Below are 12,504 nucleotides of genomic sequence, written 5' to 3' on the forward strand. Positions count from 1 at the left end.
GCGTCAGGAGGGATTGTCTTCTAGGCTCACCAGCTCCTTGAGCTGGCCCATTTCGAGTCCTCCGAGCCATTCCTCGCCGGAGCCCACGATGTCTTCCGCCAGTCTGGACTTCTCGCGGATCATCCGGTCAATCTTTTCTTCCACCGAGCCGCTTGTGATGAACTTGTGCACCATCACGCGGTTGGTCTGTCCGATGCGATAAGCCCTGTCTGTGGCTTGGTTCTCCACGGCTGGGTTCCACCATCGGTCGATGTGGAACACATGGCTGGCTCGGGTGAGATTAAGGCCCACGCCACCGGCCTTGAGTGAGAGCAGGAACAGTTGGGGGCCGCGGGGATCTTCCTGAAAACGATCGACCATGGCCTGCCGCTCTGTCTTGCTGGTGCTGCCGCTGAGGAAGGGCACCTCGCTGCGCCAGCGGCGTTGCAGATACTCCCTCAGCAACGTTCCCCATTCCGCGAACTGGGTGAATAGCAGAGCGCGGTCGCCGGCCTCGACCACTTCTTCGAGGATTTCTTCGAGCCGTTGCAGCTTCGCTGAACGTTGCAAGAAATCCTCGCTTGCGTCTTTCTCCTTCAGCGCAAGGGCGGGATGGTTGCAGATCTGTTTCAGGCGGGTCAGCAGTCCCAGCACCTGGCCATGACGTTTGCCCCGCGGAGCACGGGCAATGGCATCGAGGGTGTCCTCGACGGTTTTGGCATAGAGCGATTTCTGTTCCTTGCTCAGCCCGACCCATTCGCTCAGCTCCACCTTCTCCGGCAGATCAGAGATGATCGCCTTGTCGGTCTTCAAGCGCCTGAGGATGAAGGGTCCCACCCGCGACTTGAGGTCTCTTAGAGACGACATGTCGCCGTAGCGTTCAATCGGCATGCGATAGCGCTGGCGGAAGAATTCCTCCTCGCCCAGAACCCTGGGATTGAGGAAATCCATCAGGGCCCACAACTCACTCACCCTGTTCTCCACCGGCGTGCCGGTGAGGGCGATGCGAAAGCGGGTGCCCTTGTGGGTGCGGGCCAGATCGCGTGTGGCCTGGCTCTGCTTGGCCGAGGGGTTCTTGATGGCCTGAGCTTCATCGATCACCGTTCCCTGCCAGTCGAAGCTTTCCAGCAGCTCGATATCCCGCTGCACCAGTCCGTAACTGGTGAGCACGAGGTCAACATCCTTTAAAGCCTTTTTGAGAGCAGCCAGAGTCGTGGGCCGTTTGGGGCCGTAGTGCTCATGCACGTTGAGCTCAGGGGTGAAGGCTGCGGCCTCCCGTTTCCAGTTGGTCAGCACCGATGTGGGGGCCACTAGCAGTACGGGCTTCTTCAGTTCCTGTTCCACCTTGAGGTGTTGTAGGAAGGCCAGCAGCTGGATCGTTTTGCCCAGGCCCATGTCATCAGCTAGGCAGGCTCCCTGGTCGAAACGATGCAGGAAAGCGAGCCAGCCCAGCCCACGCTCCTGATAAGGCCGCAGTTGTCCGCAGAATCCTTCAGGTGCCGGCAGTGGATCCGGCGATTTCTGCTGGTGGTACTGCTCAAGGACCCCCTGAAGCCGGGGGCCGGCATCGAAGGCGTGCACGGGAAGGCGCATCAGCGTGTCGCCCTCGGTTGCGGTCAGTCTCAGGGCGTCGTCCAGACTGAGCTCAGGATTGGCGCTGCAGAAGCGTTCAGCGTTCTTAAGGTCATTGGGGCGCAGTTCAATCCAGGCTCCCTTGTGACGCACCAGCGGGCTGCGTTTACCACTCAGGCGTTCCAGTTCGCGCAGGGTGAGCGTGACGCCACCGATCATCAGCTCCCAGCTCCAGTCGAGGCTCTCTCCCAGAGTGAAGCCGCGGGACCGCTCGGGCAGTTCAGCTTTGATCGCCAGTCCTAGTCGGCTGGCCAGCCCGCCGGAAAGGCTCGGCGGCAGATCGACGCCCACACCCACATCGCGAAGTTGGCGTGCGGCCGTGCGCACCAGCACGAAGGCTTCGGCAGGGGTCAGCTGCATCGCTTCCGGTGTGGCGCTTTCGAGGCCCCGCTCGATCGGTGCGAACACCGTCAAGGCTCGGCCCATGCCTTCCAGCAGCACTTCACTGGGATGCTCCACGGGAATCTCTCCCAGCTGAAGACCCTTGGGGCCTGCAGCCCACGCGGTACTGGCCGGCAGCTTCAGTGTGGGGTCCGACTCCGCCTGCAGGAAGAAGCGCAGGGGCCATAGTTCCTCGCCCTCAGACGGAGTAGCCAGTTCGAGGCAGGCCCGTGCCGCAGCAACATTGCCGGCCACGCCCTCTCGCCAGTGGTGGCTTGCGGTGGCTAGACGCTCGGCATCCTCATCATTGAGGTTGATCACGCCGGTCTCAGAGCTGAGAGCCTCTTCCCAGGCGCAGAGCAGTGGGTCTAAGCCTTCTTGATCAGTGCTGAAGCCTTTGCGCAGCTGCGCATCCAGCAGGTCTTCCAGCAGGGTGGCCACGCGCAGCCGACCGCTGCGGGGTCGACAACAGGCCACGGGATTGGCGGCTCGCATCGCTTCCGGTCGGAGCCTGGTCATGCGGTTGCTGCGTCGCCCGGTCGGTTCGCGCCAGGGCAGGGCACAGGTGGCAACTAGGGGCAGTCCCGCCGCTAGATCCTCCAGCCGGCGCCGGTCTTCCTCCCGATTCAGCAGTGGCACCCAGCGGGCTCTGTGGGGGTAGCCCTCGCCTTTGCTCAGCTCCACCTGGGGTAGCCAGCGGCCTCGTGCCACCAGACTCAGGGCCCAGCGCTGCATGTGGCTCCACCAGCGCAGCTCATCGGCCAGATCCGGATGACGACCTGAAAGCGGCAGCTTGGCTAGCCACTCGGTGGCAGCCATCGGTTCGATGGCCAGGCCCTGCACTTGCCAGGGCCACCATTCGGTGGTCTTCGGAATCGGTTCACCGGCCTGCAGCGGCAGACCGCACCACGGGGGGTCGTCCTCGGAGGATGCTTCTGCCGTCGTTGAGCGCTTGCGTTTCGGCTTAACGCTGCGACTGGGCAGCGTGAGGCAGGCCGTTGCGTCGATGATTCCGCCCGGCAGCAGGTCGCGTTCCGTGAGCCAGGCGCGCAGATCCTCGGTGCTGAGGGTGAAGGGATGAATCGCGGGGGTGGCACCCGGTCCCATCGGTTCGGCCACACGCCAGGTGTCGGCCCATACGAGCAGAGCAGCTCGACCGGAGCTGCTGGGGGTACGAATGGCCGGAAGCCAGGTGGCGTGCAGCAGGCTCATGGCCGCGACGCAGACAACATGCGTTGGGTTCCGTGAAGCAGGAGCGAGCAGCCGATCAACGGCAACCACCCCATAACGAGATCCTGCATTAATGATGCCAGGGAATCAGCATCTGCCCAAGGGGGTGGCAGGCACATTCCCAAACTGCGTATTCCGCAGACGGCTCCCACCAGCCCAGCCTGCAGGTGGGAGTCCTCCGGATCCACACGCTCAAGGTGGAAGGCCAGTAGTCCGTAAAACAGTCCGCATCCTGTGGATCGCACCGCCTGATCCACACCGAAGGGCAGGCTGAGCAGCCCCGCCGCTAGCCCTGCGACAAGGGCCCAGATCAGGGAGCGCAGTCTCAACGCTGCGCGACTCTGCTCGGCGGTGCTATCGGCCAACGTCGGTGGCAGCTCAAAGGCGATCATGGCTGGAGGACCTGCTGTTCAAGCCCGAACCCGCCATGGCTGTTGCACGATCGTCGCGAAACGAGGCAGCTGGACCCCGCACCGGTGCGGAGATTCGCGAAGCGTTCCTCGCGTTTTATGAGCAGCGTGGTCATAGACGGATGGCCAGTGCCTCACTCGTGCCTGAGGACCCCACGGTTCTGCTCACGATCGCAGGAATGTTGCCGTTCAAGCCGATCTTTCTCGGTCAGCAGCAACGGCCTGCCCCCTGTGCGACCAGCAGTCAGAAGTGCATTCGTACCAACGACATCGAGAACGTGGGTCGCACTGCGCGGCACCACACCTTTTTCGAGATGCTGGGCAACTTCTCCTTCGGGGATTATTTCAAGCAGCAGGCGATTGAGTGGGCCTGGGAGCTGAGCACGGTCGTCTACGGTTTGGATCCTAAGAATCTGGTGGTCAGCGTCTTCAGGGAAGACGATGAAGCCGAGCAGATCTGGCGTGATGTTGTCGGCATCAATCCGAAGCGCATCATCCGCATGGATGAAGCCGACAACTTCTGGGCCTCAGGCCCAACAGGACCCTGTGGTCCTTGCTCGGAGATTTATTACGACTTCAAGCCCGAACTCGGCGATGAAGGAATCGATCTTGAAGACGACGACCGCTTCATCGAGTTTTACAACCTGGTGTTCATGCAGTCGAATCGTGATGCGGAGGGCAAACTCACTCCGCTGGCGAATCGCAACATCGACACGGGGATGGGTCTGGAGCGCATGGCTCAGATTCTGCAGAAGGTTCCCAACAACTATGAAACCGATCTGATTTTTCCACTGATTGAAGCGGCTGCTGATCTGGCTGGTGTCGACTATCACAAGCTGGATGACAAGCGTCAAACGTCGCTCAAGGTGATTGGCGATCACAGCCGCGCCGTGACGCAGTTAATTAGCGATGGCGTCACGGCAAGCAATCTTGGCCGCGGATATATCTTGCGCCGGTTGTTGCGTCGGGTGGTTCGGCATGGACGTCTGCTGGGCATCGACAAGCCGTTTCTGCAGACCATGGGTGAAGCCGCCATTGAGCTGATGCAGGCGGTTCATCCTCAGTTGTTGGAGCGCAAGGAGGTGATCCTGGCGGAACTGCAACGCGAGGAAGAACGGTTCCTAGAGACCCTGGAAAGAGGCGAGAAACTGCTGGCGGATGTGCTGGCAGCCCAGCCGAAGCAGATCAGTGGTGCCCAAGCCTTCGAGCTGTATGACACCTATGGATTTCCGCTGGAGCTCACGCAGGAAATTGCCGAAGAGCATGGTCTGACCGTCGATCTGGCCGGATTTGAAGTGGCGATGGAGCAACAGCGTCAGCGTGCCAAAGCTGCTGCCGTGAGTATTGACCTCACACTCCAGGACGCCATTGATGAGGTGGCTTCAGGGATCGATGGAACCGATTTTCGTGGTTACGAGCAGCTGGAGCAGAGCAGCAGTGTGCAGGCTCTTGTGGTGAATGGAGACCCCGCGCAACAAGCCGTTGCCGGTGATTGCGTGCAGGTGGTGCTTGATTCCACTCCCTTTTATGGCGAGGGGGGCGGCCAGGTGGGGGATCGCGGCATGCTGGCGGGTGAAGGTCATGACGGCGATGGCCTGATTGTCAGCGTGGAATCCGTGAGCCGAAACCGCAGCGTTTTCGTGCATAGCGGTCGGGTTGAGCGGGGAATACTGGCGGTCGGCGATGTGGTGCAGGGTCGTGTGGATCGGACCTGCCGTCGCCGTGCCCAGGCCAATCACACCGCTACGCATCTGTTGCAATCGGCGTTGAAGCAGGTGGTGGATTCAGGCATCGGTCAGGCCGGATCGCTGGTGAACTTCGATCGCTTGCGTTTCGACTTCCATTGCCCGCGGGCTGTGAGCTCTGATGAACTTGAGCGCATTGAGGTTCTGATCAACAGCTGGATCGCTGATGCCCATGAGCTTCAGGTTCAGGAAATGGCGATTGATAAGGCGAAAGCAGCTGGCGCTGTGGCCATGTTTGGTGAGAAGTATGCCGATGTGGTGCGTGTCGTCGACGTGCCTGGTGTTTCGATGGAACTTTGCGGTGGCACCCATGTGGCCAATACCGCTGAAATTGGTTTGTTCAAGATTGTGAGTGAAAGCGGAGTGGCAGCTGGCATTCGACGCATTGAGGCTGTGGCGGGCCCAGCGGTGCTCGCTTACCTCAACGAACGCGATGCTGTAGTGAAGCAGCTAGGAGAGCGCTTCAAGGCGCAGCCCGGCGAGATTGTGGAGCGCGTGAGTGCACTCCAGGATGAGCTGAAGACCACGAGTAAAGCTCTGCAATCTGTTCAGGCGGAGTTGGCGGTTGCCAAATCAGCGGCTCTGGCCTCCAAGGCGGTTGCGGTCGGTGAATTTCAGCTGCTGATTGAGCGTCTTGACGGTGTGGATGGCAACGGTCTTCAAGGCGCTGCTCAGAACCTGAGCGATCAACTGGGTGAGGAGGCAGCAGTGGTCATTGGTGGTCTGCCGGATCCTGCCGATCAGGGCAAGGTGATTCTGGTGGCAGCCTTCGGCAAAGCCGTGATCGCCAACGGACTGCAGGCGGGCAAGTTCATCGGCGCGATTGCCAAGCGCTGCGGCGGCGGTGGTGGTGGCCGTCCGAATCTGGCTCAGGCCGGTGGCAGGGATGGAGCCGCTTTGGATGGAGCCCTGAATGAGGCTCGCAAGCAGCTCAGTGCTGCTCTGGGCTGAGTTTCTGTTCTGAGCGGCCTCTTGTCAGGCCTGATCGTAAAGGCTGAAATTCAGCCTCACGATTAGATCATTGAAGTCTGGGTTGTTGTTATCCAGTCCTTCGAAGCCGATCAGATTGCTGCCCAGCATCCGAATGTGATTGGTGCCGTTGGGATTGGCATCCGCAAATGCAAAATAGTCAATCACTTCCGCAAGCTGATTACTTGTTAGTCGTAAGACCGGTGCGAGCAGTGATTGTTCCTGAACAACGGCTTCGCTTGTGCTGGTGATGCCATTCTCAGTCGTGAGATCTTCGAGCGCTTTCACGGTATTTGCCTCATGGAGAGCGGCAGCTTGGTAGCCGTCATCTCCTGGTTGCAGGATCTGGCCGCTGAGCGGATCAAGAACGGCACCGTTTGTGTCGAGCACTCGATAGAAGCTCACCTGTGAGGAAAAAGCAGCCTCCCTGCTCACTTCAATTGATGTATCAACGAGCATGTCTCTGTTCAAGCCAGTGAAATCAAGCAGGGGAGCGATGGTTTGCTGTTGCCCGATCAATGCATCCAGGTCACCAGTGCTGTGGCTGAGCTCCAGGTCGACGATGAGTCCACTGCTGGATTGAATTCTTGCTTTGCTGTCATCCAAGAGCTTCGGCTCAAGAAAATTCAGGCGTGGGTCATCCAGATCTTTCAATTCGCTGAGATCAGCTCCCTCGACTTCGAAGAAACGCACTTGCTGGTAGTCGACCAGTGAGAGCTGTTGCCTGAAATCATCGTCTTTCAATAGGGTTAGATCCCCCTGTAGGAGATTGGAGAACAGGATCTGGGAGCGTTGTTGCAGCTCAGCGAGGTCATTGAGGGATGCAAGATCGGTCGGCTCACTATCGTCGAAGATCACCATTCCGAAGCTGTTGACGTTGTTCGCGTGGCCTTCGAGTGAAGCGTTTAATTGCAGGGGGATGTCCGTGTTTTGCAGAACCCCATCGCGGCGAGCTCTGGTCGTGAGCTGCACGGCCTGATTCTCGCCGGCACTAAATATTGGGGTTAGATCGATGTCACCGAGGCCCATTCCTGCAAAGATCTTGGTCATGTCTGCAGCGATGCCCTGCTCCAGACGGATGCTGCCGGATGCTGGGTTTGCATCGGTGGCCTGGTTGTCGTTCATGGCGAGATAGACCCAGTCGGCATGTCCATCACCATCGAGGTCGTAGAGCCGTGCTCCTTCTCGACTCAGGGGGTCGTAATTGAGGTCGTACCACTGCCAGGAATCGAGCTGGTCTTCGTCGAGAATCGTCAGGATCTCTTGTGGGCCCCCTGGTGCGGGTTGATCGCGCAGTACATCGAGGTCGAAGCCGATGCCGATGCTTGGCAAGGCACTGTTCTGCAATCTGAGATCCATTTGCATGCCACGGCTGGGCATGCCGGATACATCTGAGTCGCTTGTGCGCACCAATATTCCGGCTGTTGTATTTTCGAGAAATTGTGCACCGTGCACAGTGAGCGGGTTTGTTTTTTTGTTGGTACCGATTAAGGTGTAATCACTATTTTCGCTGAGCTTGTTGGCAAGCTTGCGATTGTCATTGAGGAGTTGATTGATGTCTATCTCAGGCCAATTTCCAGAGCCACCATTGAGATTAATGGTGTTTGTGCTGATCTCAGATCCATCAGCATTTTTTAGGCTGTATTGAAGGCTGTTATCTGGTTGTAGATTAAAATAGTCATTGGCTGTGAGTGTCAGGATCTGTTGAGAAACATCCTTTGGAAGCTCCAGGGGAATGGTGAGATCACCATTCTTGGATTCCTCTAATATCTCTTGATAAATTCCAGATAGTAAATTTGTTCTTTGCTGCAGCTCCCAAGATGCAGGAGAAAGATTATTAAAACGCGTAAAAGCGTCTTGAGACAGTAGCGACTCCTCGGGATCGAGGTTGCCGTCATCATCTTTCTGTTGAATTATTTCTGCTTCGTATTCGCTGACCCGCTTAAGATATCGGCGCCATTGATCGACATCGTGCAGGGTGAGCCTGAGATTGATTTCATCATTCGGATTTTCGGCCTGATTGTGATCAACTTGTAAGACCAGAGAATCTGACTTTAAATTTCCCCTTTTATCAAAAAAACATTGATAAGGCTTAGTCCTACTTCACTGGTGGTAATGGGTTGAATGGGTTGAGGTGTGTTCCCGAGGTCACCATAAAAACTGTAAATCCAGCTTCCTTTTCCGAAGGTTCCTGTGATTAGTAGGTCGTCATCAGGAATGTATTTAGTCATGGACGTTTGTGCTCCTGGGCTGGCAACGTTGTTGTTGCTTTGCTGGTTTTCATCCAACTGCCATGGCATTGGTGAAAAGGCTCCGGGTTGTCCGTTTGCAGGATCTAATGGGGCAATCCAGTGTCCATACAGGCCTCCGAGCACCAATTGGTCTGGGCGTTGCTCGTTTCCTGGAACGAATACAACAGACTGCAGCCCGTATTGGTCGTATTCCGATACTTCAAGTCCTAAATCGCTAAGGCTTAAGCTGTTAACTTCTCCGCGTGTTCCAGTTTTCCACCGTAAAGACTGTTTCTGGTTAGAGGTGATCTTGTTAAAGCGAGTGGAAGTTCCGCCTTCTATCCAGTACACAGTGTCATTTGAGTCAGGTCTGGAAGCTGGCTTATGAGCAATATCGGTGATTACGGTTTTTCCGTCAGCAGCGTAAAACTCTTGTAGGCCTTTTTCGGACGCATTGCCCTCTGTCGATCTACTGAGAATTTGCATCGGGGTTATAAATTGTCCTATCTCAGAGTCAAAGATTATGGAGGCTATATAGAGGCTAGCGTTCTGATGCTCGCCGGGTGCTCCTTGGTTATCAATTGCAGTGGAGTAAATCAGCTGTGTCTCGTTAAGGGCAAGGTCTGGTAATAGTTTTTTAAACGTTAATGTATTAGTTCCTACTTCACTTGTTTCATAGATATTATTTCCGCCTGCCATCACGATGCTGTCAGGATTGTATGGGTTGGCCTCAAATGGAAGGATAAAGCCTAAATCTTTGTTTTCTCCAGACTGAGCTACCCAGCTTGTGTTTTGCTGATTATTTTTTTCGGACTCAAGTTGAAATATTGTATCGTTATATTTAACAATATCTCCGGACTTGTTCAGGCTAAATTTTGCAATATACCCTGCTTGGTAGTAGTTTTGAGATGAGAGATAGATGTCTTGAAGGCCTGTGGTCGGATTTTTCCGAACGATCGCAACTTCTCCGTCTCCCATCCAGTAATTTGTGAAAGTCTTGTCCCCAAATTGCCCAAAAGATGCAGCATTGTCTTGGAAAGATGATGTGACTGTGTTGCTTACAGGATCCCAGTCGGTCATCATGACCTCGAAAGTATTCAACCCCGGGGCTGCCAGGCTTCGCCACCAAAAGTCCGGATCGGTTTGTGATTGATCCGCTGTGGGCATCTGCAGTGCCCAGATTCCTCCGTCATCGGTCTGGATCGCGAAATGCTTACCATCTTGTTCCGTAAAAACCACCGTCCGGCTGTCAGCATGTGGCTGACCTTTGGATTCGATGAAGTCAGCTTCGGCAGCATCGTCTTTGAATCCTTCGATATATGGTCCGTAAAGTGGCGTCCATTCTTGTTGATTAGATTGGTTGCCAAAGTCGATTTGTAGGAGGCCGCCTGCATAATTTAAGGATGCTGCAAAACTTGATAGCGCAAAATGATTTCCACCTGAAACGACACTCGTTCCATCTGCATTTCGGGGATCTGATGTTAATGAAAAATTTTCTGATGCTTGATTGTTGCCAATTTCTCTCCCATTAAACTCTTCATGCTGATGTCTGATTAATGTAAAGTTTTCTGGGTTGATTTCCAAGCGGTCAATACGGCTAATCTTTCCTGATTTGGACGAACCAAGGAATGCGATCAGTTTGCCATCCACGAGCTCGGGGTGGATGGCTAGGCGTTGAAGCTCGTAGTTTTCTTTTGGAGCTTTGTTGTCTAAAAGCTCGTCACGTAGTGTTTCGCTGCCCTGGAGATCGTGCCACTGAATGCCATCAAGGCTGAGCTGCAATTGAAGGTTCGGCCCTTCGCTGACTGCTTCGTCTGGCCCGAATAACCTAGATCGACTGCGCATTAGTAGCACATCACCATTCCAGCTAATGGCATCTAAACGGTAATCACTCGTACCCTCTGATTGATGATTGATATTGGTCTGTTCTTGCCGGAGATCAGCATTCTTGAGCTGTGTCGAGTTAACGCTCAGACTGGTGTTAAAAGGACCTTCCCCACTGATTGCTTTGCTCTTGAAGCTTGTGATCAGGTTGTGGCCGCTCCACTCCAAACCACTCACCAGTTCCTGATCAAGTTTGTTCAGCAAGTCCGCATCCATTGGGATCCAGCGGATATCCCCGTCTGGCAGGATTTCACCCACCTGTAGACCTACGCCAGGCGTATTGATGCCGGCGTAGTTGGAGTTGTTGCCGCGTCCAACGGCGATGTAACGGCCATCAGCCGAGATCGCGAGGTGGCCAACGGATTGCGAGCCTTCGTAGCCGCTGCCTGGCACCGAAACCCATCGCCAGGTGGTGTTCGATTCCAGGGGATTGCCGCTGAGGTCAACTTCGCGGACATACACGCCACCGTTCACACTTCCGGCGTAAATCAGAGTGTTCCCGCTTTGTGGGTCTGGCAGTACGGCTAAGCCATTGGTGGCGCCGGCTGCCAGTGTTTGCCCTGTTTTGTACGAAACTCCAAGACGCCCTTGGTAGCCGTCACGAGTGACATCCAGTCTTACAGGATGCCAAACGTTCGGGGTGATCGACGTCATCGGTTTGTTTTGACTAAGCCTCATCTAGGCCGATTTGGTCACTCTGTCAGCTCTGAAGTTGTTGATGTATGCGCTGCAGTTGTCGACTAGCCCTGGCAATGCAGAAGTGCACGCCTCCTAACTCTGTCGTGGCCTGTTCAAGGTGCTCTTGTGCATCGTCGTGTACAGCTTCGATCCCGTTCAGCAGCATGGCGATGACCTGATTGCCGCGACGGCAGCGCTCACTGACCAGAGAAAGCATCTCTACAACAAGATCAGTGTCAAACAACATGGCCTGCAGCAGAGCCTGGCCTTGAATAGCCAGAAGTTCTGCGGGTCCCCCCACAACGCGGAAGTCGGCGTAGTGCTTGCCATTGGCGAAGAATCCAACTTCGCCAAGTAACTCCACGGCTTCCACTTCGGCCAGAGTGTGGACCTGATCGCCGTGGTGGACATCAACCGCGATACGCCCCTGAGTCAGCAACATCAATCTCTCCACGGATTCGCCTTGATGAAATAAGACGTCTCCTTCGACGGCCGTCAGCTTCTCAGGGTTGAGCTCCTGTTGGTGCGCGACCAATAGGAGCTTCAGTCGTTCTCTGAAGGCCTGTAGCTGAGGTTCATCTCCCCACATGGCTCCACGGCTGTTGTCTCATTGATACATCCATTCGCAGTACAATGCCCGCGGGGATGGAAGGATCAGCCAGTGATGGCACTGGGAAGCTTCAGTTCGTTTCGCCACTCGTTAAGGGGACGATCCCAGCCCTCTTCCAGTTTGCGCGCGATCACAAGCTCGGCATCCAGTCCCATCTGGAAGCCTTTCGCCAGTGCGCGCAGCATCGGCGCCAGAGGTTCATCCTTCTGCAGTGCCGTGAGCATTCCTCCGAAGATCAGCATCACCGCCAGAGGGGATCGGTTCTGGGCGAGATTGAATCCCTGAAGACCTAGTTCACTGACGCCATCGATTCCAAATCCGGTCAACACATGAGCGATGTCGTGGGTCTCCTTAAGGCGGTGCGTGATGTAATCACGCTCATTGTTGATGGGTGAAGGGTCGAGAAGCGTGTCAGGAGTGATGCCCAGGCTGACCAGTTGATCGGCGTAACAACGTCCGAGTGTGCCATCCGGAAGGGTCTGTAGTGCCGATAAGTCGATCGGTTGCGGACGCCAACCATCCTTGACTAATTGAGCGAAGTCGGGATTCTCCATTAGATGGCGGGCCATCTGCTCGGCCATCGGACTGTCTTTCACGTTGGCTCCGATGGCAAGGACGCTGTCCAAAGAGCCTGGATTTTTGAGGAAGGCTGCCAAGCTGGCTAGCAGCTTCAGGCTTTGCAGTCGTTCTCCGAGTTTGATTTGCATTGATGCTGGGCAGGTCCGCATAGTTTGCGGCCTTTGCAGTGTTCAGTC

Annotated in this window: 7 protein-coding genes; 1 reads left to right on the forward strand and 6 read right to left on the reverse strand. The window is 55.8% G+C overall.

The genetic code is table 11. The features are described from left to right. Positions 1-3: 3 nt before the first annotated feature. Both DXY31_RS10935 and DXY31_RS10940 read right to left on the reverse strand, forming a co-directional pair. Positions 4-3,204 (reverse strand): DEAD/DEAH box helicase, encoded by a 3,201-nt coding sequence (locus tag DXY31_RS10935; protein ID WP_114993813.1) that lies wholly within the window; start codon positions 3,202-3,204, stop codon positions 4-6. Continuing rightward, entirely contained in the window at positions 3,201-3,614 is a 414-nt protein-coding gene (locus DXY31_RS10940; RefSeq protein WP_114993814.1) for a hypothetical protein, read from the reverse strand. Before DXY31_RS10940 ends, DXY31_RS10935 begins: the two co-directional genes overlap by 4 nt. A 35-nt stretch (positions 3,615-3,649) precedes the next feature. Here DXY31_RS10940 and alaS point away from each other — a divergent pair, with 35 nt between their 5' ends. Beyond that, positions 3,650-6,328: an alanine--tRNA ligase gene (gene alaS / locus DXY31_RS10945; protein ID WP_114993919.1), complete on the forward strand. Its 2,679-nt coding sequence runs from the start codon at positions 3,650-3,652 to the stop codon at positions 6,326-6,328. Positions 6,329-6,352: 24 nt separating this feature from the next. Here alaS and DXY31_RS10950 read toward each other — a convergent pair whose 3' ends face one another. From DXY31_RS10950 to DXY31_RS10965, 4 genes are all read right to left on the reverse strand, one after another. Next, complete coding sequence (locus tag DXY31_RS10950; RefSeq protein ID WP_170953677.1) at positions 6,353-7,756, reverse strand: DUF4114 domain-containing protein; 1,404 nt, start codon at positions 7,754-7,756, stop codon at positions 6,353-6,355. A gap of 644 nt (positions 7,757-8,400) precedes the next feature. Then, complete coding sequence (locus tag DXY31_RS10955; protein WP_137024971.1) at positions 8,401-11,115, reverse strand: hypothetical protein; 2,715 nt, start codon at positions 11,113-11,115, stop codon at positions 8,401-8,403. A 46-nt stretch (positions 11,116-11,161) separates the two neighbouring features. After that, positions 11,162-11,728 (reverse strand): cyclic nucleotide-binding domain-containing protein, encoded by a 567-nt coding sequence (locus DXY31_RS10960; RefSeq protein ID WP_114993817.1) that lies wholly within the window; start codon positions 11,726-11,728, stop codon positions 11,162-11,164. A gap of 65 nt (positions 11,729-11,793) precedes the next feature. Next, entirely contained in the window at positions 11,794-12,456 is a 663-nt protein-coding gene (locus DXY31_RS10965) for a Coq4 family protein (protein ID WP_114993920.1), read from the reverse strand. Positions 12,457-12,504: the final 48 nt, after the last annotated feature.

Origin of the sequence: Synechococcus sp. UW179A, assembly GCF_900473965.1 — a bacterium.
Lineage (GTDB): Bacteria > Cyanobacteriota > Cyanobacteriia > PCC-6307 > Cyanobiaceae > Synechococcus_C.